26 protein-coding genes are annotated in these 25750 nt (G+C 59.4%); 15 read left to right on the top strand and 11 right to left on the bottom strand.

Features of this window, described 5'->3' with window-relative positions; translation table 11 throughout:
• Positions 1-61 precede the first annotated feature (61 nt).
• The 9 genes from amaB (at position 62) to PMI35_RS18040 (ending at position 11050) form a co-directional block, all read left to right on the top strand.
• Positions 62-1552 carry an L-piperidine-6-carboxylate dehydrogenase gene (gene amaB, locus PMI35_RS18000; protein WP_008058956.1) on the top strand — a complete coding sequence of 497 codons (1491 nt, stop codon included), beginning with the start codon at positions 62-64 and terminating at the stop codon, positions 1550-1552.
• Positions 1553-1674: 122 nt separating this feature from the next.
• On the top strand, positions 1675-2958 hold the full coding sequence (gene amaA, locus PMI35_RS18005; protein WP_008058954.1) for an L-pipecolate oxidase: 1284 nt from the start codon (positions 1675-1677) through the stop codon (positions 2956-2958).
• A 362-nt stretch (positions 2959-3320) separates the two neighbouring features.
• Positions 3321-4454, top strand: a complete 1134-nt coding sequence (locus tag PMI35_RS18010; protein WP_008058952.1) for a branched-chain amino acid ABC transporter substrate-binding protein — start codon at positions 3321-3323, stop codon at positions 4452-4454.
• 241 nt (positions 4455-4695) lie between these two features.
• Complete coding sequence (locus PMI35_RS18015) at positions 4696-5610, top strand: ABC transporter permease subunit (RefSeq protein WP_008058951.1); 915 nt, start codon at positions 4696-4698, stop codon at positions 5608-5610.
• Positions 5611-5613: 3 nt separating this feature from the next.
• A complete protein-coding gene (gene livM / locus PMI35_RS18020; protein WP_008058950.1) occupies positions 5614-6897 on the top strand; it encodes a high-affinity branched-chain amino acid ABC transporter permease LivM in 1284 nt (427 codons plus the stop codon).
• Positions 6894-7766: an ABC transporter ATP-binding protein gene (locus PMI35_RS18025; RefSeq protein WP_008058949.1), complete on the top strand. Its 873-nt coding sequence runs from the start codon at positions 6894-6896 to the stop codon at positions 7764-7766. The genes livM and PMI35_RS18025 overlap by 4 nt, the downstream gene beginning before the upstream one ends.
• Complete coding sequence (locus PMI35_RS18030) at positions 7763-8479, top strand: ABC transporter ATP-binding protein (protein ID WP_008058947.1); 717 nt, start codon at positions 7763-7765, stop codon at positions 8477-8479. The genes PMI35_RS18025 and PMI35_RS18030 overlap by 4 nt, the downstream gene beginning before the upstream one ends.
• Before the next feature lie 724 nt (positions 8480-9203).
• A complete protein-coding gene (locus PMI35_RS18035; RefSeq protein ID WP_008058945.1) occupies positions 9204-9974 on the top strand; it encodes an SDR family oxidoreductase in 771 nt (256 codons plus the stop codon).
• A 170-nt stretch (positions 9975-10144) separates the two neighbouring features.
• Complete coding sequence (locus PMI35_RS18040; RefSeq protein WP_008058943.1) at positions 10145-11050, top strand: cation diffusion facilitator family transporter; 906 nt, start codon at positions 10145-10147, stop codon at positions 11048-11050.
• Positions 11051-11063: 13 nt separating this feature from the next.
• On the opposite strand, the gene PMI35_RS18045 is transcribed toward PMI35_RS18040, so the two are convergent.
• The 7 genes from PMI35_RS18045 to PMI35_RS18075 form a co-directional block, all read right to left on the bottom strand.
• Positions 11064-12197, bottom strand: a complete 1134-nt coding sequence (locus tag PMI35_RS18045) for an AGE family epimerase/isomerase (protein ID WP_008058941.1) — start codon at positions 12195-12197, stop codon at positions 11064-11066.
• A gap of 173 nt (positions 12198-12370) precedes the next feature.
• The gene (locus tag PMI35_RS18050; protein ID WP_008058938.1) at positions 12371-12943 is read right to left on the bottom strand and encodes a HupE/UreJ family protein; all 573 of its coding nucleotides are present in this window, start codon (positions 12941-12943) and stop codon (positions 12371-12373) included.
• A 29-nt stretch (positions 12944-12972) separates the two neighbouring features.
• Entirely contained in the window at positions 12973-13587 is a 615-nt protein-coding gene (gene ureG / locus PMI35_RS18055) for an urease accessory protein UreG (protein WP_008058937.1), read from the bottom strand.
• Between the two features lie 37 nt (positions 13588-13624).
• The gene (locus tag PMI35_RS18060; protein ID WP_008058935.1) at positions 13625-14299 is read right to left on the bottom strand and encodes an urease accessory protein UreF; all 675 of its coding nucleotides are present in this window, start codon (positions 14297-14299) and stop codon (positions 13625-13627) included.
• Positions 14296-14796 (bottom strand): urease accessory protein UreE, encoded by a 501-nt coding sequence (gene ureE, locus PMI35_RS18065; RefSeq protein ID WP_008058934.1) that lies wholly within the window; start codon positions 14794-14796, stop codon positions 14296-14298. The genes PMI35_RS18060 and ureE overlap by 4 nt, the downstream gene beginning before the upstream one ends.
• 187 nt (positions 14797-14983) lie before the next feature.
• Entirely contained in the window at positions 14984-15616 is a 633-nt protein-coding gene (locus PMI35_RS18070) for a TetR family transcriptional regulator (RefSeq protein ID WP_008058932.1), read from the bottom strand.
• A gap of 172 nt (positions 15617-15788) precedes the next feature.
• Positions 15789-16169, bottom strand: coding sequence for a hypothetical protein (locus PMI35_RS18075; RefSeq protein WP_008058927.1), 381 nt, complete (start codon positions 16167-16169; stop codon positions 15789-15791).
• 377 nt (positions 16170-16546) lie between these two features.
• Here PMI35_RS18075 and PMI35_RS18080 point away from each other — a divergent pair, with 377 nt between their 5' ends.
• The gene (locus PMI35_RS18080) at positions 16547-18616 is read left to right on the top strand and encodes an AsmA family protein (protein WP_008058926.1); all 2070 of its coding nucleotides are present in this window, start codon (positions 16547-16549) and stop codon (positions 18614-18616) included.
• A 78-nt stretch (positions 18617-18694) separates the two neighbouring features.
• Here PMI35_RS18080 and PMI35_RS18085 read toward each other — a convergent pair whose 3' ends face one another.
• The 3 genes from PMI35_RS18085 to PMI35_RS18095 all read right to left on the bottom strand — a co-directional run bounded on the left by PMI35_RS18085 (position 18695) and on the right by PMI35_RS18095 (position 21395).
• On the bottom strand, positions 18695-19402 hold the full coding sequence (locus PMI35_RS18085) for a hypothetical protein (protein ID WP_008058925.1): 708 nt from the start codon (positions 19400-19402) through the stop codon (positions 18695-18697).
• A 77-nt stretch (positions 19403-19479) separates the two neighbouring features.
• Positions 19480-20253 carry a hypothetical protein gene (locus PMI35_RS18090; protein WP_008058924.1) on the bottom strand — a complete coding sequence of 258 codons (774 nt, stop codon included), beginning with the start codon at positions 20251-20253 and terminating at the stop codon, positions 19480-19482.
• 239 nt (positions 20254-20492) lie between these two features.
• Positions 20493-21395 carry a LysR substrate-binding domain-containing protein gene (locus tag PMI35_RS18095; protein ID WP_008058923.1) on the bottom strand — a complete coding sequence of 301 codons (903 nt, stop codon included), beginning with the start codon at positions 21393-21395 and terminating at the stop codon, positions 20493-20495.
• 120 nt (positions 21396-21515) lie between these two features.
• Between PMI35_RS18095 and PMI35_RS18100 the strand changes: the two genes are divergently transcribed.
• The 3 genes from PMI35_RS18100 to PMI35_RS18110 all read left to right on the top strand — a co-directional run bounded on the left by PMI35_RS18100 (position 21516) and on the right by PMI35_RS18110 (position 23458).
• Complete coding sequence (locus PMI35_RS18100) at positions 21516-22154, top strand: FMN-dependent NADH-azoreductase (protein ID WP_008058922.1); 639 nt, start codon at positions 21516-21518, stop codon at positions 22152-22154.
• The gene (locus PMI35_RS18105) at positions 22155-22460 is read left to right on the top strand and encodes a DMT family transporter (protein WP_008058920.1); all 306 of its coding nucleotides are present in this window, start codon (positions 22155-22157) and stop codon (positions 22458-22460) included.
• Positions 22461-22567: 107 nt separating this feature from the next.
• Positions 22568-23458 (top strand): esterase/lipase family protein, encoded by an 891-nt coding sequence (locus PMI35_RS18110; protein ID WP_008058918.1) that lies wholly within the window; start codon positions 22568-22570, stop codon positions 23456-23458.
• Positions 23459-23468: 10 nt separating this feature from the next.
• Here PMI35_RS18110 and PMI35_RS18115 read toward each other — a convergent pair whose 3' ends face one another.
• Complete coding sequence (locus tag PMI35_RS18115) at positions 23469-24356, bottom strand: DMT family transporter (RefSeq protein WP_008058917.1); 888 nt, start codon at positions 24354-24356, stop codon at positions 23469-23471.
• A gap of 95 nt (positions 24357-24451) precedes the next feature.
• Between PMI35_RS18115 and PMI35_RS18120 the strand changes: the two genes are divergently transcribed.
• Both PMI35_RS18120 and PMI35_RS18125 read left to right on the top strand, forming a co-directional pair.
• The gene (locus PMI35_RS18120; protein WP_008058915.1) at positions 24452-25240 is read left to right on the top strand and encodes an AraC family transcriptional regulator; all 789 of its coding nucleotides are present in this window, start codon (positions 24452-24454) and stop codon (positions 25238-25240) included.
• Between the two features lie 72 nt (positions 25241-25312).
• Positions 25313-25618 (top strand): PsiF family protein, encoded by a 306-nt coding sequence (locus PMI35_RS18125; protein ID WP_008058913.1) that lies wholly within the window; start codon positions 25313-25315, stop codon positions 25616-25618.
• Positions 25619-25750: the final 132 nt, after the last annotated feature.

The raw sequence follows: 25750 nt of genomic DNA, 5'->3' as shown, positions 1-25750 counted from the left end.
GGTCTGATCAGTCGTGATTCGGCGGCTGCACACGTTCCGTTTTTTGCTTGAGGAGTGACCCATGGTTGCCGCATTGCTTGATCGTCTTGGTGTGAACCCGGCCCTGTACCAGAACGGCAAAGTGCCGGTGCATTCGCCGATCGATGGCAGCACGATTGCCACCGTCAACTGGGAAGGTGCCGCTGAAGTCGAGCAGCACATCAGTCGTGCAGATCATGCATTCGAACTGTGGCGCAAGGTTCCGGCACCGCGCCGCGGCGAGCTGGTGCGGCAACTGGGTGATATCCTGCGCGAATACAAGGCCGATCTCGGTGAGCTGGTGTCCTGGGAAGCGGGCAAGATCACCCAGGAAGGCCTGGGTGAAGTTCAGGAAATGATCGACATCTGCGACTTCGCCGTCGGCCTGTCCCGTCAACTGTACGGCTTGACCATCGCCTCCGAGCGCCCTGGCCACCACATGCGCGAAACCTGGCACCCGCTGGGCGTCGTCGGCGTGATCAGCGCCTTCAACTTCCCGGTGGCGGTCTGGGCCTGGAACACAACGCTGGCGCTGGTCTGTGGTAATCCGGTGATCTGGAAACCGTCGGAAAAAACGCCACTGACCGCCCTGGCCTGCCAGGCACTGTTCGACCGCGTGCTGAAGAATTTCAGCGATGCGCCACCGCACCTGAGCCAAGTGGTCATTGGCGGTCGTGATGCCGGTGAAGCCCTGGTCGATGACCCGCGTGTCGCGCTGGTCAGCGCTACCGGCAGCACCCGCATGGGCCGTGAAGTGGCGCCGAAAATCGCCGCGCGTTTTGCCCGCAGCATTCTTGAGCTTGGCGGCAACAACGCGATGATCCTTGGCCCAAGCGCCGATCTGGACATGGCCGTTCGCGCGATCCTGTTCAGCGCCGTCGGCACTGCGGGTCAGCGCTGCACCACGCTGCGTCGCCTGATCGCCCATGAGTCGGTGAAGGAAGAAATCGTCACCCGTCTCAAGGCCGCCTACTCCAAAGTGCGCATTGGCCATCCGCTGGAAGGCAACCTGATCGGCCCGCTGATCGACAAGCAAAGCTTCGACAACATGCAGGACGCGCTGGAACAGGCCCTGAGCGAAGGCGGTCGGGTGTTCGGCGGCAAGCGTCAGCTGGAAGACAAATTCCCCAATGCCTACTACGTTTCGCCAGCCATCGTCGAAATGCCGGAGCAGAGCGATGTGGTCTGCCATGAAACCTTCGCGCCGATCCTGTACGTGGTTGGCTACAGCGATTTCAACGAAGCCCTGCGTTTGAACAACGCCGTGCCGCAAGGCCTGTCGTCGTGCATCTTCACCACTGACGTACGTGAAGCCGAGCAGTTCATGTCGGCGGTGGGCAGTGACTGCGGTATCGCCAACGTCAACATCGGCCCGAGCGGTGCGGAAATTGGTGGGGCGTTTGGGGGTGAGAAAGAAACGGGCGGGGGCCGTGAGTCCGGTTCTGATGCATGGCGTGGTTACATGCGTCGTCAGACCAATACCGTGAACTATTCGCTGGAGTTGCCGTTGGCTCAAGGTATTACGTTTGACTGATGGGCCCTATCGCTGGCAAGCCAGCTCCCACAGGATTTGTGTTGCGGCACATAACCCTGTGGGAGCTGGCTTGCCAGCGATGCTTTGTTTTTGTTTGTTAGGTTTCTGATTGGAGTCTGGCAATGCCGTTACGCGAAGAGTGTCTGTGGGAAAAACTGACGCCGCAAAGGCCCGACAACTCGGCGCTCAAGGGTGAGGTGAAAGTCGATGTCTGCGTCATTGGCGCAGGTTTTACCGGGCTGTCGGCGGCGGTGCATCTGCTGGAGCAGGGCAAGACGGTATGTGTGCTCGAAGCCCATCGCGCCGGCCACGGCGGTTCGGGGCGCAACGTCGGGCTGGTCAATGCCGGCATGTGGATTCCCCCGGACGAGATCGAAGCCGGATTTGGCGAGGTGGTGGGCAGCCAGCTCAACCGCATGCTCGGCGCCGCACCGTCCCTGGTGTTCAGTCTTGTGGACAAGTACAACATCGATTGCCAGTTGCGCCGCGAGGGCACGCTGCACATGGCGCACAACGCCCGTGGCGAAGCTGACTTGCGCAGTCGCGAGGAGCAATGGAAGCGCCGTGGCGCCCCCGTCGAGCTGCTGACCGGGCAAGCCTGTGAGCAAGCGACGGGTACCAAAAAAATCGCTGCGGCACTGCTCGATCGCCGTGCTGGCACGCTCAACCCGATGGCTTACACCACCGGCTTGGCCAAGGCGGCCATTGGTCTGGGGGGGCAGTTGTTCGATCATTCCCCGGTGACCCGCCTCGAACGTCAGGGGCAGCGCTGGTCGGTGCAAACCGCGCAGGGTTCGGTCCTGGCCGAGCAAGTGGTGATCGCGTCCAATGCCTACACCGAAGGCGACTGGACCGAGCTGCGGCGCAATTTCTTCCCCGGTTATTACTATCAGGTGGCCTCGGTGCCGCTGACTGAAGACGCCGCGCAGCAAATCCTGCCCGGTGGCCAGGGATCCTGGGACACCCGCCAGGTGCTCAGCAGTATTCGCCGGGACAAGGACGGGCGCCTGCTGCTCGGCAGTCTCGGTAATGGCAACCAGAAGCCGGCCTGGTTTCTCAAGGCCTGGGCGGATCGGGTGCAGCAGCATTACTTCCCCTACCTCAAGCCGGTGGAATGGGAATGCACCTGGACCGGGTGCATCGCCTTCACCCCCGATCATTTGATGCGCCTGTTCGAACCGGCGCCCGGAATAGTGGCAGTGACCGGCTACAACGGTCGGGGTGTGACCACCGGGACCGTGGTCGGTAAGGCATTTGCCGATTATTTGTGTAACGGAAATCCTCAAGCGCTACCCATTCCCTTCGCTCCAATGCAGCCACTGGCAGGGGTGGGATTGCGTAGTTGTTTGTACGAGGCCGGCTTTTCGCTGTATCACGCAGGCCAGTGCTTGCGGATCGTGATCTGAATGTTGATTTTTGTTGTTGAAAGCGGCGCTTTTTTGATCAGCAGCTAGCCTGTAGTGGTGCGGGTTGTAGCAGTCCCGCACCAGCAGTGTGCACTTCGGTGACGCACGTTGTTACAGGCTGGTTGCACGTCGTTTAGTGCCGCGGTTGCAATGATGGCGCAGGCGGGTTGCGCCTCAAAAAAATAATGGTTTTACCTTCCGCGGTTTAGACGGTTGCACGCCCAATGAAAATGGGCCCGAGATAGTCGAAATAAGAATAAAGCAGCGACTTTTTTAAGAATAAAAAACCGATGGCACGGCCCTTGCTCTGAGCAATCAGTGAAGTCGCAGTGCCAATTAAAAAAACCATGGAGCACCACCTCATGTCCCAGACGTTTTACAAGAAAGGCTTTCTGGCCCTCGCAGTGGCAGCTGCGTTGGGTGTTTCTGCGTTTGCTCAGGCTGACATCAAGATCGGCGTAGCGGGTCCAATGACGGGCGCCAACGCGGCATTTGGCGAGCAGTACATGAAGGGTGCACAGGCAGCAGCCGATGCGGTCAACGCAGCGGGCGGCGTCAACGGGGAAAAAATCGTACTGGTCAAGGGCGATGACGCCTGCGAACCGAAACAGGCTGTGACGGTCGCCAAAGACCTGACCAACCAGAAAGTCGCCGGCGTAGTCGGTCACTTCTGCTCCTCCTCGACCATCCCGGCTTCCGAGATCTACGACGAAGCGGGCATCATCGCCATCACTCCAGGCTCTACCAACCCACAGGTGACCGAACGCGGCCTGAGCGCCATGTTCCGCATGTGCGGTCGTGACGACCAGCAAGGCATCGTGGCCGGCGACTACATCGTCGACGTGCTCAAGGGCAAGAAGGTTGTGGTACTGCACGACAAGGACACCTACGGCCAAGGCCTGGCTGACGCCACCAAGGCCCAACTGGTCAAGCGCGGCGTAACGCCTGTGCTGTATGAAGGTCTGACCCGTGGCGAGAAAGACTTCAGCACCATCGTGACCAAGATCCGCGGTGCCGGCGCTGACGTCGTCTACTTCGGTGGCCTGCACCCGGAAGCCGGTCCTCTGGTTCGCCAGCTGCGTGAACAAGGCCTGAAAGACGTCAAGTTCATGTCCGATGACGGCATCGTGACCGACGAACTGGTGACCACCGCTGGCGGTCCGCAATTCGTCGACGGCGTGCTGATGACCTTCGGTGCCGACCCGCGCCTGCTGCCAGACAGCAAGACCGTGGTAGACGCATTCCGCAAGGCCGGTACCGAGCCAGAAGGCTACACCCTATACGCCTACGCTTCGGTCCAGACCCTGGCGGCTGCCTTCAATGGCGCCAAATCCAACAAGGGCGAAGAAGCGGCTGCGTGGCTGAAGAAAAATCCGGTCAAGACTGTCATGGGCGAGAAGACCTGGGACAGCAAGGGCGACCTGAAAATCTCCGACTACGTGGTTTACCAGTGGGACAAGGATGGCAAGTACCACCAACTGGAAAAACAGAAGTAAGGGCTGACTCAATCGGCTGATCCCTACCGTTCCCTTGTAGGAGTGAGCCTGCTCGCGATGACGGACTGACAGGCAACACATACGTTGAATGTTCAACCGCTATCGCGAGCAGGCTCGCTCCTACAAGGGGGCAGCGGTGATCGGGCTAATCGTGGCTGACATTGCTCCGACGTATATCTGTATTTTCCTTAGAAGAATCGCACCGGCAGGTGGACAGGTTCTCATTGCGTGAGATTGCGTTATGGATGGTATTTTCCTGCAGCAACTGGTCAACGGCCTGACCCTCGGGTCGGTCTATGGCCTGATCGCCATCGGCTACACAATGGTCTATGGCATCATCGGCATGATCAACTTCGCCCACGGCGAGGTTTACATGATTTCCGCTTACCTCGCGGCAATCAGTCTGGCTCTGCTGGCATACTTCGGTATTGAATCCTTCCCTCTGCTGATGCTCGGCACCCTGATCTTCACCATCGTCGTCACGGCGGTGTATGGCTGGGTCATCGAGCGCGTCGCCTACAAACCCCTGCGTAACTCCACCCGACTGGCACCGCTGATCAGCGCCATCGGTATTTCGCTGATCCTGCAAAACTATGCGCAGATCGCCCAGGGCGCCAAGCAACAAGGTGTTCCAACCTTGCTCAGCGGGGCGTGGCGCGTGGAAGTCGGCACAGGTTTCGTGCAGTTGACCTACACCAAGGTGTTCATCCTGGTCGCCGCGTTCGTCGGGATGGCCCTGCTGACCTACGTGATCAAGTACACCAAGCTCGGCCGCATGTGCCGTGCGACCCAGCAAGACCGCAAGATGGCTTCGATCCTGGGGATCAACACCGACCGGGTGATTTCCTATGTGTTCATCATCGGTGCAGCGATGGCGGCCCTGGCCGGCGTGCTGATCACCATGAACTACGGCACGTTCGACTTCTATGCCGGCTTCATCATCGGCATCAAGGCGTTCACCGCCGCGGTGCTCGGCGGGATCGGCTCACTGCCGGGCGCGATGCTGGGCGGGATCATCCTCGGGATTTCCGAGTCGCTGTTCTCCGGCCTGGTGAACTCGGACTACAAAGACGTTTTCAGCTTCTCGCTGCTGGTTCTCGTTCTGGTCTTTCGGCCCCAAGGCCTGCTCGGCCGTCCTCTTGTGTCGAAGGTGTAAGCGATGTCCTCAACCACTAAAAAAACCATGGATTTCAAAAAAAGTCTGGTTGACGCGATTCTTGCCGGCCTCATCGCCCTGATCGTGTTCGGGCCGATTGTCGGCGTCGTTCTCGATGGCTACGGCTTCAACCTGGAAACCACCCGCGTGGCGTGGATTGTCGCCATCGTCATGGCCGGTCGCTTTGCCTTGAGCATGTTCCTGCAGACCCCCAAGGGCTTGAGCATTCTCGAAGGTTTTGAGAGCACAGGTTCCGGTGTGCATGTACTGGCACCGGACTACAAGTCGCGGTTGCGCTGGATCATCCCGTTGATGATCGTCATCGCCGTGGTGTTCCCGTTTTTCTCCAACTCCTATCTGCTGGGCGTGGTCATCCTCGGGCTGATCTACGTGCTGCTGGGCCTGGGGCTGAACATCGTAGTGGGCCTGGCCGGTTTGCTCGACCTGGGTTACGTGGCGTTCTACGCCATCGGTGCCTACGGCCTGGCGCTCGGTTATCAGTACCTGGGGCTGGGCTTCTGGACGGTGCTGCCGCTGGCGGCGATCACCGCCGGACTGGCCGGTTGCATCCTCGGTTTCCCGGTGTTGCGCCTGCACGGCGACTACCTGGCGATCGTGACCCTGGGTTTTGGTGAAATCATCCGCCTGATCCTCAACAACTGGCTGTCCCTGACCGGCGGACCGAACGGCATGCCGGCACCACTGCCGACCTTCTTCGGCCTGGAATTCGGCAAGCGCGCGAAGGACGGCGGTGTGCCGTTCCATGAGTTCTTCGGCATCGCCTACAACCCTGACGTGAAGTACTACTTCATCTACGCGGTGTTGTTCCTGGTGGTACTGGCCGTGTTGTACATCAAGCATCGCCTGACCCGCATGCCTGTCGGGCGTGCCTGGGAAGCGCTGCGCGAGGATGAAATCGCCTGCCGCTCGATGGGCCTGAACCACGTGCTGGTCAAGCTCTCGGCGTTCACTATTGGCGCATCGACGGCCGGTCTGGCAGGCGTGTTCTTCGCCACCTACCAGGGCTTCGTCAACCCGACCTCGTTCACCTTCTTCGAATCGGCCCTGATCCTCGCCATCGTGGTCCTCGGCGGCATGGGTTCGACCATCGGCGTGGTGATTGCGGCCTTCGTATTGACCGTGGCCCCGGAACTGCTGCGTGGCTTCGCCGAATACCGCGTGCTGCTGTTCGGCATCCTGATGGTGTTGATGATGATTTGGCGACCGCGCGGCCTGATTCGAATCAGCCGTACCGGTGTGACCCCGCGTAAAGGAGTAGCGCCATGAGCGAAGTCGTACTCTCCGTAGAGAAGCTGATGATGCACTTCGGCGGCATCAAGGCATTGAATGATGTCAGCCTGAAGGTCAAGCGCAACTCGATCTTCGCCCTGATCGGCCCCAACGGCGCCGGCAAGACCACGGTGTTCAACTGCCTGACCGGTTTCTACAAGGCCTCCGGCGGCAAGATCGAACTCAACGTGCGTGGCCAGCAGACCAACGTCATCAAGCTGCTGGGCGAATCGTTCAAACCGACCGATTTCGTCTCGCCCAAAAGCTTCATGACCCGGCTGCGCTACAAAATGTTCGGCGGCACCCACCTGATAAACCGTGCCGGTCTGGCAAGGACTTTCCAGAACATTCGCCTGTTCAAGGAAATGTCGGTGCTGGAAAACCTGCTGGTGGCCCAGCACATGTGGGTCAACCGCAACATGCTTGCGGGCATCCTCAACACCAAGGGCTACCGCAAGGCCGAAAGCGATGCGCTGGACCACGCCTTCTACTGGCTGGAAGTGGTGGACCTGGTGGACTGCGCCAACCGTCTGGCCGGTGAGCTGTCCTACGGCCAGCAACGCCGACTGGAAATCGCCCGGGCCATGTGCACCCGTCCGCAGATCATCTGCCTCGACGAACCCGCCGCCGGCCTCAACCCTCAGGAAACCGAAGCGCTGAGCGCGATGATCCGGCTACTGCGCGACGAGCATGATCTGACGGTGGTGCTGATCGAACACGACATGGGCATGGTAATGAGTATTTCCGACCACATTGTGGTGCTGGACCACGGCGTCGTCATCGCCGAGGGCGGCCCAAGTGACATCCGTAACGACCCGAAAGTGATTGCCGCCTACCTGGGCGCCGATGAAGAGGAGGTGGTATGAGCAAACCCATCCTCGAACTCAAGGACCTGGACGTGTTCTACGGGCCGATCCAGGCCCTGAAGAACGTTTCGCTGCACATCAACGAAGGGGAAACCGTCAGCCTGATCGGCTCCAACGGTGCGGGCAAGTCGACCCTGCTGATGTCGATCTTCGGTCAGCCGCGCGCGGCGGACGGGCAGATCGTTTATCAGGGCGTGGACATCACCCACAAGTCGTCGCACTACATCGCCTCCAACGGCATCGCCCAGTCGCCGGAAGGACGGCGGGTGTTCCCCGACATGACCGTCGAGGAAAACCTGCTGATGGGCACCATCCCCATTGGCGACAAGTACGCCAAGGAAGACATGCAACGCATGTTCAAGCTGTTCCCGCGGCTTGAAGAGCGGCGCACCCAGCGTGCGATGACCATGTCGGGTGGCGAGCAGCAGATGCTGGCCATCGCCCGTGCCCTGATGAGCCGGCCGAAACTGCTGTTGCTCGATGAGCCGAGCCTCGGGCTGGCGCCCATCGTGGTCAAGCAGATCTTCGCCACGCTGCGGGAACTGGCCAAGACCGGCATGACCATTTTCCTGGTCGAGCAGAACGCCAACCACGCGCTGCGACTGTCGGACCGGGCCTATGTGATGGTCAACGGCGAGATCCGCATGAGCGGTACCGGCAAGGAGCTGTTGGTCAACGAGGATGTGCGTAACGCTTATCTTGGCGGGCACTGATTCGCTGCTGCAATGACAAAGCCCCGACGAGTAATCGCCGGGGCTTTTTTCATTCCACTGCGTCATTGGGGAATTGTGGAAAACAAAATTGTCGAGCTCCGAAAGTGCGACATAAAGCCGCCGCAATTAGTTGTTTTTCCACAGTTTTGACTTGTCCCCGTTTGCTGTGGAGCTGGCTGTGAATAACGTGGGAGTAGCTGGCTGAAAGCCTTTGAATCCGTGGCTTGCAGCGCTATGGTTGTTTTTTGATCAAGGGTTTTTCCGGGCCTCCAAGGCAGCTTTGTCAACCTTTTTCTTGGCAAGGAAAGTGCGGCAAATCGCAGTGCACAAGCCTGTGGATAAGTCTGTGGTTAAACTCTGGAAAGACTTGGCTGAGGGCCGTGGTTACTGGCTTGGCGCCATCGCAGGCTTGACCCCGCGGTCGGGAAATTGACCTTCGGTTACACAGCAGGCCAATGGGGGTCAAGCAAAAAAGTTTCAAATCGGCCCGCAAAGCCTTGTGGATAGCGGCTTTCAGCTTTTCCACTTGCCCCCGGAATGTGTGGATGGGGCTGTGGATAAGGTGCGTGCATATGGCTGCAAGCCACGGCCGGCAAGGCATTGCAGGTTTTGTTCGTTTTTTGTACAGATAGCGCGCCGGTTGCCGCTGTGCCCAAGGCCGGGCATGCTGCCTGCTGATTTTCTATTCCAATGGCTGCCGATCAGCCGTAGCAAGGAGAACACCATGTCCAACACCCTGTTTATTACCGGCGCGACTTCCGGTTTTGGTGAAGCCTGTGCCCGTCGTTTTGCCGAGGCCGGCTGGAAACTGGTGCTGACGGGGCGTCGTGAAGAGCGCCTCAATGCGCTGTGCGCCGAGCTGTCGAAGCAGACCGAGGTGCACGGCCTGGTGCTTGATGTGCGTGACCGCAGGGCCATGGAAGAAGCCATTGCCAACCTGCCGCCATCCTTCGCCAAGCTGCGCGGACTTATCAACAACGCTGGCCTGGCCCTGGGTGTCGACCCGGCGCCCAAGTGCGATCTGGACGACTGGGACACCATGGTCGACACCAATATCAAGGGCCTGATGTACAGCACCCGGCTGCTGCTGCCGCGCTTGATCGCCCATGGTCGTGGCGCGGGCATCGTCAACCTTGGCTCGATTGCCGGCAACTACCCTTACCCGGGCAGCCATGTGTATGGCGCGAGCAAAGCGTTCGTCAAACAGTTCTCCCTGAACCTGCGCTGCGACCTTCAGGGCACCGGCGTGCGAGTCAGCAACATCGAACCGGGCCTGTGCGAAAGCGAGTTCTCGCTGGTGCGTTTCGCCGGTGACCAGGAGCGCTACAACGCTACCTACGCCGGTGCCGACCCGATCCAGCCGCAGGATATCGCCGACACCATTTTCTGGGTGCTCAATGCCCCGGCGCACATCAACATCAACAGCGTTGAGCTGATGCCGGTGAGCCAGACCTGGGCCGGGTTTGCGATTGATCGCAGTGGTGGCAAGGCGTAACACCGAGTAACGGCCATTCGCGAGCAGGCTCGCTCCCACAAGGATCGCGTTAATCCTGTGGGAGCGAGCCTGCTCGCGAATGGGCCTGCATGGACAACACAGGACATCAGCTAGACTCCTCACCCAACAACCCGCCGCTCCCTGCGGTCCACGGTTATCGAGGAGAGCATGTGAGCAATCGAGGCGAGCAGGCACTGCTCAAGCAATCGACTTTCCTGATGCTGGTGGTGACATTCGCCGGGATCATCACCGGGTTTGTCTCGGGTGCCCAATCCATCCTGTTCGATGGCTTCTTCTCGCTGATTGCAGCCTTCATCAAGGTCCTGATGCTGATCACCGCCAGGTTGATCGCCAAGGAAAGCAATCAACGCTTCCAGTTCGGCTCCTGGCACCTGGAGCCCATGGTGCTGGTGATCGAAGGCAGCTTCCTGTTGCTGGTGGCCATTTATGCCTTTCTCAACGGCGTGTTCGGCATCATCAGTGGCGGGCGCGAGGTCGAGCTCGGCCTGGTGATCTTCTACGCAGCGCTGTTCACCATCATCGAGCTCATTTATTTTTTCTACGTCCGCCATCGCAATCGCACGCTCAAATCATCGCTGATCCAGTTCGACAACATCAGTTGGCTGGTGGACGCGATGCTCTCGGCCGGCCTGTTGGTGAGTTTCCTCATCGCGCTGCTGCTCAAGACCCAGGGCTACGATAAATGGGCGTTGTATGTCGACCCGATGATCCTGATTCTGCTGGCCCTGGGCATGCTCCCGCCGGCGTTCAAGATCCTTGGTCCGGCGTTGCGCGATGTGCTGGGAATTGTCCCGGATCAACTGGACGACAAGGTGCGCCAGGTGATGGAGGAGGCCAAGATCGAGCATGGTTTCGACGACTACATTTCCTACGTGCAGAAACACGGAAGGGCGTGTTTCATCGAGATTCACATCGTGTTGCCGACAAATTATCGGCTGCACAGCGTGGTGCAACTGGATGCACTGCGAGAGGAAATTTCCGCGAAGCTCGGCAAGCCAGATGCGGCGAGATGGCTGACCATCAGCTTTACCGGGGATCGCAAGTGGATTGCCTGAGGCGACCGTTCAGTCAGCCAAGATACTCAGCCAACCCGCGATAACAGGTCGCCAGGTGATAAGGCGTGGTCGACGGCATGTCCCGCCGACTCACTTCACCGTGCTCGTCACGGCACTCATACCAGCCACCCACGTGTAGCGAGCGCTGCTGCAACGCCTGCAATTGACGCAGTACCGAAGCCCCACTACCCGGGCGCAGGGTCAATGCGCGCAGGTACTCAGCCTGGGCCCAGATTCGCTGCGTCGCGTCCCGGCAACCGCCATCCGGCCCCAGGTCCAGCATGGCCCGCACGGCGCCGGTCTGTGGATCGACACCCAGTTGCTCGGTGAAGGCAAAGGCGCGCTCCAGCGAAGCATGCAAGGGTGAACTGCGCAGCAGATCGGATGATTCCAGCAGGAAATACCACTCGAACTGATGCCCAGGTTCGAACCAGTTATCCACAGCACCCAGCGGTTTTTCCATCAACACGCCGTGTTGCGTATCGATAAAGCGCTTCTGCATCCCTGTGCATAAGTCCACGAGCGCCTGTTGCACAGCGAGGTCTTCGCGCACCGACAGCGTGGCGAGGAAGGCTTCCGCCAAGTGCATCAACGGATTCTGCAGCGGTCCGCTGTTCAGCGATGACCAGTCACGCGCAAGTTCCGCTTCGTAGAGGCCGTCGCCGCTGGCGAAACGTTGCGCGATCACTTCCAGGGCCGCGTTGAGCACCGATTCCACCAGCGGCTCGCGGACTTTGTCCCAGTAATGGGCGCAGGCGAACAGAATGAAGGCGTGAGTGTAGAGGTCTTTACGCTGATCCAGCGGCGCGCCCTGCGGGTCGATGCTGTAGAACCAGCCGCCGTGCTCGGCATCGTGGAAGTGCCGCTGCAAGGAACGGAACAGCGCCGCCGCGCGCTCGTGGGCGCCTGGTACCTGGCCGATCAGGCTGGCAAACAGATACAGCTGTCGCGCGCAGGCCATGGCCCGGTAGCGTTGGGGGGGCAGCGGTTTGTGCTCGGCGTCCAGCGCCTCATAGGGCAGCGCCATCTCGGCATTCCAGCCGGGACCTTGCCAAAGCGGCACGATCACGTCCTGGAAGTGCTGTTGCACCGAGGCAAACAGGGCGGTCAGTTCAGGCTGGGAGGCGGAGCGGGAAACAGGCGGCATTGGCTGGCGTCGTCACGGCAGGGTTGATTGCGCGACATGTTAGCAGGCCTGAGAGGTGTGTTGTCTCTCAGGCCGTCTTCGCGAGCAAGCCCGCTCCCACATTTGCCCTGCGTACACAATTCCACTGTGGGAGCGAGCCTGCTCGCGATGACGGCATCACAGTCGATAGAGAGCTAGCCCGCCAACAACCAGACTCCAGTCGCCGCCGAAGCCGCACCCGCCAGTCGAACCAATGGCGCAGCAGCTTGCGGCAACACCCGCACCACGGCATAACCCGCCGCATGCAAAACCGCCGTCGCCGCGACAAACCCTGCGGCATACGCCCAGGGACTCGACATATCCGGCAACTCCAGGCCATGGGCCACACCATGGAACAGCGCAAACAACGCCGTTGCCCCCATTGCCACGCTCAACGGTGGGCGCACCGCCAAGGCCACTGCAAGCCCCAGGGCAAGTACCGACGCAGCAATTCCACTTTCAAGCGCCGGCAGTTCCAGCCCTTCGAAGCCCAGCATCCCGCCGATCAGCAGGGTGCCAACGAAAGTGCACGGCAGCGCCCAACGAGCAGCTCCTTGCTGCTGGGCCGCCCACAGGCCGACCGCAAGCATCGCCAGCAAATGGTCGAGACCACCGATCGGGTGGCTGATGCCAGCAAACAGGCCGTTGTCACCGTGCCCCGGGTGGGCGAACGCAATAGCGGGTGTCAACAGCAGGGTCATGGCGCCCAGAATGCGTTTAAGTGTCATGCAGTAGCTTCCTTGTTGATAAGTCATGATCAGGCTGCCGTCAGCAGTCCCTGGCGTTCGATGAAGGCGATGATCGCGTCCAGGCCCTGGCCGGTTTTCTGGTTGCTGAACACGAACGGCTTGCCGTTGCGCATGCGCGTGGTGTCGCTGTCCATCAGCGTCAACGAGGCTCCCACCAGGGGGGCCAGGTCAATTTTGTTGATCACCAGCAGGTCGGATTTGCAGATCCCCGGCCCGCCTTTGCGCGGCAGCTTGTCGCCAGCGGAAACGTCGATCACGTAGATGGTCAGGTCGGACAGCTCCGGGCTGAAGGTGGCCGAGAGATTGTCGCCACCGGACTCCACCAGAATCAGGTCCAGCCCCGGGAACCGGCGGTTCAACTGATCCACGGCTTCCAGGTTGATCGAGGCGTCTTCGCGGATCGCCGTGTGCGGACAGCCGCCGGTTTCCACGCCGATGATGCGTTCCGGCGCCAGCGCTTCGTTGCGCACCAGGAAATCAGCGTCTTCACGGGTGTAGATGTCGTTGGTCACCACCGCCAGGTTGTAGCGTTCGCGCAGGGCCAGGCACAGGGCCAGGGTCAGGGCGGTTTTACCGGAACCGACCGGGCCGCCGATACCGACGCGCAAAGGTTGTGTGTTCATGTGGTTCTCCAAAAAAGGGCGGCCAAAATAACAGGCCCTAGGAACGGAACAGACGGCTGTACTGGCGCTCGTGGGCCATGCACGCCAGGGACAGGCCAAAGACGGCGCTGCCAAAGTGTTCCGGGTTGATTCGGGTAGCGTCCTGCTGGGCTTGTTGCAACAGCGGCAGCAGTTCACTGGTCAAGCGCTGCGCGGCCTGCTGGCCCAGCGGCAGGGTTTTCATCAGTACTGCCAGCTGGTTTTCCAGCCAGCTCCAGAACCACGCGGCCAGTGCATCCTGCGGGCTGATCTGCCAGGCGCGAGCGGCTAACGCCCAGCCCAGGGCCAGGTGGGGTTCGGGTCGTTGTACGAGAAAGGCGCGGGCCTGTGCATCGAGCTCAGGCAGGCCGTTGAGCAACTGCTGCAAGGAGTAACCCATTTGCCGGCTTTCCTGGTGCAGTTCGCGGGTTTCCCGGCTGGCACGGTGTTCTTCGCAACGCTGCAGCAGTTCGCTCCAGTTTTCCTCGGCCGCGGCCACGCAATGGGCGAGCAGCAGCGGCGCCTCGAAGCGGGCGAGATTGAGCAGCAACTGATCGCTGATCCAGCGCCGCGCGCTGTCGGGATCGTGCACCCGGCCGTTGTCCACCGCCATTTCCAGGCCTTGGGAATAGCTGTAGCCGCCAATCGGCAATTGCGGACTGGCCAGGCGCAGCAAAGCCCATGCGGGGTTCATGGGCGCACGCCGAACTGGTGCAGTTTTGGCGGATAGTTGAAGTCTTCGTCACCGTGACGCGAATGGTGATGGCCGCCGCCGTAGGCGCCGTGTTCAGGTTGAAACGCCGCCTCGATGGGCTCGGCTTGCGCGCCGAGTTGTTCGAGCATGGCCTTGAGCACGTAGTCATCGAGCAGGCGCAACCAGCCGTCGCCGACTTGCAGGGCAACATGGCGATTACCCAGGTGATAGGCGGCCCGGGTCAATTCGAAGGCATTGGCGCAGGTGACGTGCAGCAATTGCTCGGGACGGGCGCAGACGCGCACGACGCGGCCGTCTTCGGCTTGCAGACATTCGCCGTCATACAACGGCGATTGACCGCGCTCCAAAAACAACCCGACGTCCTCTCCTTCGGCACTGAAACAGCGCAAGCGGCTTTTGCTCCGGGCCTCGAAGGTCAGGTGCAGCTCGGCGGCCCAGTCGGGTTGAGGGTCGATTCTGCGATGAATCACCAGCATCGGAAAGCTTCCAGCAATGGACAATGCTCAGGCTAGAGCAAGGGGCTTGCCAATCCGGGGATGCGTAGGAAATACCTGTAGGAGGTGTAGGAAAAGTTTCTAAGTGCGCAGGATTTTGGCTGAAATTGGTGCGCAGGTTTTTCCCTGTGCACCAAGTTGAGGCCAGGCGCGTGTGCCCTGGCGGTGCTTATTCGGTACTGCCGAGCCCCTGCCAATGCTTGAGGCCGATAAAGATGAACCGCAGCTGCTGGGTGATCTTTGCTTGCGGCGTCAAGTGCTCGGGAAGCGCTTCGACAGGAGGGTCGATGATGTCTGGCAAGGTGGCGAACACGCTTTTGACGATCAGGTCCGCCATGACGCTGAGGCCGGCCATGTCCAGGTGTTGCAGTTTCGGCATCAAGGACAGGTCGGCAGCCAGGTCTGAACTGATGTTCTCGCGCAGGCGACCGATGGCCAGGCGTACCGGCAACGAGCCGCCGTACTGTTCTCTGGCCAGAAACAGGAATTGCGAACGGTTGGCCGACACCACATCGAGAAATATCCGCACGGACGCGTCGATGATGCCGCCCATGACGAACTCGTTGTGCCGCACCAGGCGAATGGTTTCGCGGAAGGTCTGGCCGACTTCGCTCACCAATACCAGGCCGAGTTCATCCATGTCGGCGAAATGCCGGTAGAAACCGGTGGGGACGATTCCGGCGATTTTTGCGACTTCGCGCAGGCTCAGGCTGCCAAATCCTCGGCCGCCCTCCATCAAATGGCGGGCCGCGTCCATCAAGGCGGTGCGGGTTTGTTGTTTCTGTTCGGCGCGGGGCAGCATTGCAAGGGCGTTTTCTGAAAAGGACTGCGGCGCACTCTAGCAAATAGGCTTTGCCGGCGTCGAACGACATAGGGGGGGATCAGGCGGGGCGTTGCAACTTCTACAAAGGCAATGACCAGAAAATCAAAAGCCCAATCCGGTGATTGGGCTTTTTTTCACGGCCACCATGGGCTTAGCTCATGGAACTGTTGCGTTCGATGACACGGTCACCACCGCCTTCGGCAACGGTTTGACCAGGAGTGCGGTCGGAACCGTCAGCGGCAACCGTTTGACCTTGAGGAGTCTGGTCGTAGCCGTCCTCTGCCACAGTTTGACCTTGTGGGGTTTGATCGTAGCCGTCTTCAGTGAGCAGGCCTTTTTCTTTCAGGCGATCGTTACCACCTTCGGCGACGGTTTGACCTGGGGTGCGGTCGGAGCCATCAGCGGCGACGGTTTGGCTGAACGCCGAGTGAGTATCTTTCACTTGCGGAGTGGCCTGGTCAGCGGCTGGCAGCGCAAAAGCGGTGCTGGCCAGCATTGAAAGTGTAAGGCTAAGCAGAAGTTGGCGTTTCATGATGGGGTGCTCCGTAGGAGTGCGATAAATTGGGTACGAAGGCAATGCTACTCTTGATAAGTCGATATAAAAGTTCATAAACGCAATGTTAATAATCAACGGAATTGATTGTTCTCTACAGCCCTTCTAAACCGGGCCTTTGCGGCGCACCGAGGTGGGTATTTTCGACTCAACTGCGCCACGCAAAAGTGCGGGGCCGGTAACGCTGACCGGGAGCAGGGGGGCGTGTTCGATCGGTCAATGGCGGCAAAATCGGATTTTCGATTAAACCTGCGGGCTATTTGCCAGTCGTAGATTGCATGACGGGCCGGTTCTGGCCCTGCGTTTCTCCTGAGCATCGCGATCGTGACGCTCAGCCGTATCAGGAGCCCTGTGCAATGACGCGCACCCGTAAGATTCTCGCCTGGAGCATGACCAGCTTCGTTGTGTTGTTGGCCGTGCTGGTGCTGGTCATCGTGTTTTTCGACTGGAACCGGATCAAACCGCCCCTCAATGCCAAGGTGTCCGAAGAGCTGCACCGGCCGTTTGCCATCAACGGCGATCTGGCGGTGGTCTGGCAGCGCGAGCCCGACGAGGGTGGCTGGCGTGCCTGGGTGCCCTGGCCGCATGTGGTGGCGCACGATCTGAGCCTGGGTAACCCGGACTGGTCGAAGACACCGCAGATGGCCAGCCTCAAGCGCGTCGAGTTGCGCATCTCGCCCCTGGCCTTGTTGGCGCAGCGTGTGGTGATCCCGCGCATCGACCTTACCGAACCCAATGCCCAGTTACAGCGCCTGGCCGACGGTCGTGCCAACTGGACCTTCAAGTTTGACCCGAAAGACCCGAACGCCGAGCCTTCGCCATGGGTGGTGGATATCGGCGCGATCGGCTTCGACAAAGGACGTGTCACCCTCGACGACCAGAGCCTGAAGACTCAACTGGACCTGCTGATCGACCCTCTGGGCAAGCCGATTCCCTTCAGTGAAATCGTCGGTGACAAAGCGGCGAAAACGGCCTCCGAACAGGGTGGCGCGCCTCAGGATTACGCGTTTGCACTGAAGGTCAAAGGCCAGTACCACGCTCAGAAACTCACGGGCCAGGGCAAGATCGGCGGCTTGCTGGCGCTGCAGGACGCGGCCCGGCCGTTTCCGCTGCAGGCGCAAGCGAAGATCGGCGACACCAGCGTCGAGCTGGCCGGCACGCTGACCGATCCGATGAATCTGGGCGCCCTGGATCTGCGCCTGAAACTGGCCGGCACCAGCCTGGGCAACCTTTACCCGCTGACCGGCGTGACCCTGCCGGACACGCCGCCCTATGCCACCGACGGCCATCTGATCGCCAAGCTGCATGAGCCGGGCGGTGCGGTGTTTCGTTACGAGGCGTTCAACGGCACGATCGGCGCGAGCGACATCCATGGCAGCCTGGCCTACGTCGCCGGCCAGCCCCGCCCCAAACTCAGCGGTTCAGTGCTATCCAATCAATTATTGTTTGCCGACTTGGCCCCGTTGATCGGCGCCGACTCCAATGCCAAGCAGAAAGCCCTCGGCGGCGAGAGCAAGCAGCCGGCGGACAAGGTGTTACCGGTCGAGGAGTTCAAGACCGATCGCTGGCGCGACATGGACGCGGATGTCGAATTCACCGGAAAGCGCATCGTCCACAGCGAAAGGTTGCCATTCAACGATCTCTACACGCACCTGGTGCTCACTGATGGTGTGCTCAGCCTCGAGCCGCTGCGCTTCGGTGTGGCCGGTGGCAAGCTGGACGCGCAGATTCGCCTGAACGGGCACGCCGAACCGCTGGAAGGCCGGGCACAACTCACCGCCCGGGGGTTCAAGCTCAAACAGTTGTTCCCGACCTTCGAACCGATGAAAACCAGCTTCGGCCAACTCAATGGCGATGCTGACATCACCGGGCGCGGCAATTCGGTGGCCAAGTTGCTCGGCAGCGCCAACGGCAAGCTGAAAATGTTGATCAACGACGGCGCCATCAGTCGTGAACTGATGGAGCTGGCCGGGTTGAACGTTGGCAACTATGTGATCGGCAAGATCTTTGGCGACAAGGAAGTGAAGATCAACTGCGCCGCCGCCGACTTCGATATCAAGAGCGGTCTGGCCACTACGCGGTTGTTCGTCTTCGATACTGAGAACGCCATCATCTACATTGATGGCACGGCGAACATGGCGACCGAGCAACTGGACCTGACCATCACGCCGGAATCCAAGGGCTGGCGGCTGATCTCATTGCGTTCGCCACTGTATGTGCGGGGCAAGTTCATCAAACCCGACGCCGGGGTGAAAGCCGTTCCCTTGATGTTGCGGGGGGCCGGGATGGTTGCCTTGGGTGTGATTGCTGCGCCAGCGGCGGGTTTGTTGGCATTGGTGGCGCCGAGTGGCGGAGAGCCGAACCAGTGCGCGCCGTTGCTGGAGCAGATGAAGGCGGGCAAGGCGCCTAAGACAGTTAAGAACTGAGGCTAGGCTGAAAAAGCTCTAATCGCTCACCACTCGGGCTTTGGGAGCTATTAGAGCAACAGGCTTGTCAGAACTATTTCAGTTTGCGCTGGGTGGTGGGTTGAGATGAAGCAAGTCTGTTTGCAATTTTTTACCGAGTTTTTTGATGATGGACTCTCTGATCTCGCTGTATTTACGTTCATCCAGTGAGCTACGCAACAGTCGAATATTGTTTTTTCCATCCTTGATTGTCGTGAGCACAGGTTGGTTCAGGATGTCGGGTGTGATCCCATCGCTGGTTTTGAAGGAGATTTGCAGGGTCAACAGGGTTTTGTCGTTGCGCACGATCGTCAGCAGCGTTGCTGTTGAAACCGGGCGATTATCTGTGTGAGCGTCTGCCATATCATCGGTTTCATTAGACGCATTGGCCTTAAGCTTGGTGATGATTGCCTCAATAGCGGATGAGTTTTCCGGAAGTTTCTCCAGCTCTGAAAATACGCTGGAAAGTGCTTGCTGCTCCTTGGCCGAGAGTGCGCTTCCCGTGCCTTGAACGACGATATTAAAAAGACGGGTGTTGTGGAATTCAAGTTGCTGGACTTCCCGGCTGTTGAGGGGGTAGCCAAGTTTGCTCAGAGTTTGAGTGTAAGTCTGCCACCACACCTCTTGGTTGTTGTCAGCTCTTGTCGCCAGGAGATTGGCGTACAGAGTAGACTGCAAAATGTCGTTTTTGAAACTGTCTGTGTGTGTACCGCAAAATAACGTAATGTTGCCATTGGTCAAGTAGGCGTCATAGCTGTGTTTGTTCATTCTTAATTCCGCTTGAAGAAATTGCACGGCAAGAATATTTAAATCGGCATTTTTGCCGATTTAAATTTTATTGGAAATTAATCAAGGTCGGGCAGGTTCTCAATGCTTTTCTTTGAGGCCTGGTCGAACTTGTCATACAGCGAGTCACTTAAGCGGTACAAAACTTTACTGTCCAGATAAGTGCGCACGGCGCCTGATTTGACAGCGGTGGATTGCTTGGTCGATTTCCAGAACAGAATGCCACGGCTGCTTTCCCGCGCGTCCAGGGAGATGCAATTCAGGATCATGTTCGGCATCCCGCTGTTATCCACCCAAACAGGTGCAATGTCGAATTTTGCCTGGTAGCCTAATTTTTGATTTTTTTCGAAGATCTGAATTGCCCTGGGGTTTTTCTGAACCTCTTCCAGCGATTTTTTAGCGAGATTTGTCAGAATCGCCGCAGGATTAGCACCAATTAGCCCAGCTGCCATCTCCAGGGCAACCTGGTCTATTGTGAGGCCGGTTCTCTTGATGGTGACCTCCTGCAGGTTTTTGGCTTGAATGACCCAGCCCAGTTTGCTCAGGCCGCCAACATAATATTTATACCACTCGAAAAGTTGATTGTCGTTGGGGTACAACTTGTCCGCAGCGTTCTGCATGACCAATTTGCAGAGGTTGACATCTGAGATGGTTTGTTGTGAAACATCTGAGAAAAATGCATTGATAGTACCCGGCATGACGCTTGCGGTTGGTTTGTTTGGATCATGAGGGGGGGCGACGTCCTGCGCTTGAAAGTCTGAGAAAGACCGCGTTGGCAAGATGGGTAGAGGCGCTAGGGAGTCGATGAATTCGAGCCGTTCTTCAATGTACATAAGTATTCCTTTACTTGATTTATTAAGCAACCAATGGGTTGTGGTTGTTATGATAAGTTAGTTTTTTGCGAAGTCCATCGAGTGATTGTAACTTCTGATTGTTTGCTGTTTGTTTGAGGTGGTGGTGTGATGGGGTTGAAAATAATGTGTAGTGTTTTTTGCTTGTTTTTATGGGTTGTTTTTAAGGGCGTTGCAAAATATTAAGTGGCTGGAGAATTCGCAACGCCATCTGACGTTATTTATGCCAAGGCATATCCGGATACCGTTGCCTCTTCCCGCAACCACGCAAAAAAAGCCCGCACCGGCGGATGTCGCTCACGCCCCGGGACACACAATGCGCTGTAACCGGCGCCATCGACCTGGATTTCCCCCCGATAAGCCACCAGCAATCCACTGGCGACGCTTTCCGACACCAGAATATTGCTCGCCAGCACCATACCCTGACCGGCAATCGCCGCTTGCAGGGCGTAATGCTCTTCATCGTATTCGCGCACGGTGGGTTGACCCGCCAGCCAAGCCTCGCCGGACTGCGTACACCAAGCCTCCCAGCCATGGGCGTAGAGTTTGGAGTTGTGCCAGCGCACGCTGATCAGCGTAGGCGTGTGATGGGCAGCCAAGGCTACTTGCCCGGGCGAGCCGTAAACGCCAAACGACTCGTCGAACAGACAAAGGCCATACAGATTCGGATAGTCATCAAGGCTGTAGCGCACCACCAGGTCGACACTGGCGTCCTGATGCAAATCGATGACCTCGCAGTGGGTGTCCAGTCGCAGGCTGATGTTGGGGTGGCGGGCATAGAAACGCCCCAGGCGTGGCACCAGCCACAGGGCGGCAAAAGCGGCGGTGGTGGAGATTGTCAGATTCGTGCCGCTACGGTGTGGGCGCAGGGTGTCGACGCTTTGCGCCACTTCCAGGAAAGCACCGTGCAGGCTGTGGAACAAGCGCTCGCCGCCTTCGGTCAGGCGTACCTGGCGCGGCAGGCGCTCGAACAGCTGCACGCCGAGCCAGGTTTCCAGCGAGCGGATCTGATGGGATACCGCCGTCGGAGTGACCGACAGTTCTTCGGCGGCGGCCTTGAAGCTCAACAGGCGTGAGGCGGATTCAAAAGCGCGCAGGGCGGTCAATGGCAACGAGGCGAACATGGCAACTCCATGGATGAAATGGATTCATCCAGACTGATTTTTGTTCAGTTGAAGTGGGACAGCGCTGGGCTCCAAGCTGCAAGCCACCGCCAGTTTGAGTGTAGTCCCAAGGAGAATCAGATGAGCACAGTTCTTGCGATTCATGCCAGCCCACGGGGTGAACGTTCGCACTCCCGGCGTTTGGCGGAAGTCTTTCTGTCGGCCTGGCAGGCCCGTCACCCGCAATCGAAACTGACCCGCCGCGAAGTCGGCCGGGCGTTGATTCCACCGGTCAACGAGGCGTTCGTGGCCGCCGCGTTTTATCCCCAACCCGACGCACGACCGCTGTCGATGCAAGCGGACCTGGCGTTCAGCGACACGCTGGTCGGCGAGTTGCTTGGGCATGACCTGCTGGTGGTTTCCACGCCGATGCACAACTTCAGCGTGCCAAGCGGCTTGAAAGCCTGGATCGACCAGATCGTGCGGCTCGGGCTGACCTTCAATCACACCTTGGATAATGGTATCGCGCAATACGAGCCACTAGTGCTGGGGAAAAAGGCCTTGATCGTGACCAGTCGCGGCGGTTTCGGGTTTGGCCCGGGGGGCGAGCTGGAGGCCATGAACCATGCGGATACGCTTCTACGCACGGCGCTGGGTTTCATCGGCATCACCGATGTCACCGTGGTCGCCGCCGAAGGCGAAGAGTCCGAGGCGCGTACCTTCGAAGTCTCTGCCGCCGAAGCAGAGCAGCGCTTGTTGGCTCTGGTCAGGGAGTTCTAAATGGCCTGGTTGTTTTTGCTGATCGCCGCCGGGTTCGAAGTCACCTTCGCCGTGGGCATGAAGTACGCCGAGGGCTTCACCCGGCTCTGGCCATCAGTGATGACCATCGTCGCGGCGGTGGGCGGGATCTACTTCCTGACCCTGGCCATGCGCGAACTGCCGGTGAGCATCGCTTACCCGATCTGGACCGCCATCGGTTCGCTGGGCACGGTGTTTCTCGGCTTTGCCTTGCTTGGTGAGAGCCTGACGGCGGTCAAGCTGCTGTCGGTTGGGCTGATCGTGGCGGGTGTGGTGGGGCTGAAGTAGGGCGGATGTCCTAGACTGGTCGTCGGTTTGTCATGTTCGCTGGCGAAGCTTGGCGGATGTCTTGCAACTGCCAGGCGTCCCCCCACCGATCACAAGGATGTTCGCCCATGTCGCAAGGTTCGGCCACGCGTTACCCGCTGGTGCTGGTCCCGGGAATGCTCGGGTTTATCCGTCTGGTGCTCTATCCGTACTGGTACGGGATCGCCGAGGCCTTGCGCCGTGGTGGTGCGGTGGTGTTTGCGGTGCAGGTTTCGCCGCTCAATTCCTGCGAAGTGCGCGGCGAGCAATTGCTGGCGCGGATTGAAGAGATTCTGCGCCAGACCGGTGCCGGGAAGGTCAACCTGATCGGCCACAGCCAGGGCTCGCTCACCGCCCGCTACGCGGCGGCCAAACGCCCGGACCTGGTCGCCTCGGTGACCTCGGTGGCGGGGCCCAACCATGGTTCGGAACTGGCTGACTATCTGCACAAGCACTATCCGCATGACAGCCCCATGGGGCGGCTGGTGAGCTTTTTGGTACGGTGCGTCGCGGCGCTGATGAGCCTGCTGGAAACCGGCTATCGCGGACCGAAATTGCCGGTCGACATCCATGCCTCCCATCATTCGCTCACCACTGAGGGCGTGGCGCTGTTCAATCAACGTTATCCACAGGGGCTGCCCGACACCTGGGGCGGGCACGGACCGGAAGAGGTGAACGGCGTGCGTTACTATTCCTGGTCCGGCACCCTGCAACCGGGCAAGACCGATCGTGGGCGCAACCTGTTCGATGGCACCAACCGCAGTTGCCGGTTGTTCGCCCGGACCTTCGTGCGCGAGGCCGGGCATTGCGACGGGATGGTCGGGCGTTACAGCTCGCACCTGGGGACAGTGATTGGCGATGAGTATCCGCTGGACCATTTCGACATCGTCAATCAATCGTTGGGGCTGGTGGGGAAGGGTGCGGAGCCGATCCGTTTGTTTGTCGAGCATGCGGCGCGGCTAAAAGCTGCAGGGCTGTAAGGTCAAACGATCAGGCAACGCTGACCTTGCGGCCCAGCACGGTGGTCCAGCGCTCGGAAAGAATCACCCCGCCCAACGTCAGCAACCCGCCGACCAAGTGGTACATCGCCAACTGTTCATGCAGCACCACCGCCGCAATCAGCGCGGTAATCAGCGGCAGCAAATTGAAGAACAGCGTGGTCCGGCTTGGACCCAAACGCACCACGGCTTGCATCCATGCCAGCGGTGCGACCATCGAGGCCAGCAGGCAGGCGTAAAGCACCAACGGAATATTGTGCAGGGTCGGGCCGATTTTCGGTGAGGCGAGAAACAGCGGAAACAACACCACCACCGCCACCAGCACCTGCAGATACAGCAACACCAAGGGTGGTAAACGCAGCTGCCATTTTTTCAGCAAAGTGCTGTAGATCGCATAGGCCAGGGTGGCGATCAGCATCATCGCGTCGCCCAGGTTCACCCCATGCTCCAGCAGCACGCCAAGGCTGCCGGACGAGACCACCACCAACACCCCGGCAAACGACAGCACCGCACCCGCCAGTGCGCCGAGGGTCAGGCGTTGGCCGAGGCTGATGATCGCCATGGCCAGCGACATCAGCGGCATCAACGACAGGATGATGCCCATGTTGGTCGCGGAGGTCAGGCTCGCGGCGAAGTACGCCAGGCTTTGGTAAACCGCCATGCCGAGCACACCGAGGACAAAGATCTTGCCCAGGTTCGGGCGAATCGACGGCCAGTGGGCAATCACCGGTTTAAGCATGAAGGGCGTGAACAATAATCCGGCCAGTAGCCAGCGGTAAAAACCGATCTCGGCGGGGTAGATCGCTCCGGCCGACATTTTGGTGATCACGGTGTTGCCGGCCCAGATGAAAATGGCCAGCAGCGGATAAGCGTATTGCATGGGAAAAACCAGAACGTTGATGAGGGTTGATTATCCCTTGTCTGGATACAGGCCTATACTTCGATCCAGACAAACCGCCCCTGATTCCGGACAGCATGACCAGTAAACACATCGACCTGCTGGATTTCAGTGAGCTACCCGCCCCGGTGTACTTCCGCTACGCCGATTTCGATGCACATCGTTTTGCCTCGGCGCATCGCCACCCCTGGGGCACGCTGGAGTATTCGGCCCATGGCGTGCTGCATATGGAAATTGGCGTCAGTCGCTTCATGTCGCCGCCGCAATACGCGGTATGGGTGCCTCCCGAGACCGAGCACAGCTTCTACAGCAACCAGCCGATCAATTATCGCGCGGTCTGCCTGGCGCCCACTTTGTGTGCTGATCTGCCGCAAGAGGCCTGCACACTGGCCATCAGCGACATTCTCAAGGCGATCCTCAAGGACTTTGCCGCCCGGGACGTGAAGATCCCCGAGCAGGCCGCGGACAAGCGTCTGGCCCAGGTATTGGTGGATCAACTGCAGCAGGCGCCTGTGCATGAGTGTTATCTGCCCTATGCCAGCAGTAGCCGATTGCTTGGCATTCTGCAGGCCATTCAGGCCGAGCCTGGGGATAACCGAGCACTGGCAGACTGGGCCGCGCAGATTCATGTCAGCGAACGCACGCTGGCGCGGCAGTTTGTCCGCGAGTTGGGCATGAGTTTCGGTGAATGGCGCCAACGCCTGCGCTTTCTGACGGCGATCGAGGCGCTGGACAGCCACCGTAGCATCCAGGACGTTGCCTTCGATTTGGGCTACAGCACCGGCTCGGCCTTCATCGCCATGTTCCAGCGCCAGGCCGGGTGTACGCCGGAGCAGTATCGACGCAGTCACCTGGAGACAAGATGAAGGTGTAACAGGTGTTGTCTACACTCCAAAGCAAGGCCGTTCCCCTCGGTACGGTGACAAGGAGAAAACTCCATGAAGATGCTGCGTGCCCCTTTGCTGATGATCGGTTTGCTCCTGTGCTCCCAAGGCTTCGCCGCCACTGATCAACAGAACAAGATGACCACCTGCAACGCCGACGCCACGGCCAAAAGCCTCAAGGGCGATGAGCGCAAAGCCTTCATGAGCAATTGCCTCAAGGCGGCGCCAGCGGCCAATGACGCCAAGGCCCTGACCCCTCAGCAGGAGAAGATGAAAACCTGCAATGCCGACGCTGCGACCAAGGCCCTCAAGGGCGATGAGCGCAAGGCGTTCATGAGTGACTGCCTGAAGAAAAAATAAACATGGGGCCGGGAAATATGGAGGCTGCGAGAGCCTTTTCGCGAGCATGCAAGGGCTGGGCAAAAACCGAGTGGCCCCCGACAAAGGTCGACCCACACAATTCCTAGTGCTGACACCGGATCGCTGGCAGAC

It is taken from the genome of Pseudomonas sp. GM78 (assembly GCF_000282475.1).
GTDB lineage: Bacteria > Pseudomonadota > Gammaproteobacteria > Pseudomonadales > Pseudomonadaceae > Aquipseudomonas.
This window is presented reverse-complemented; position numbering and strand designations above follow the sequence as displayed.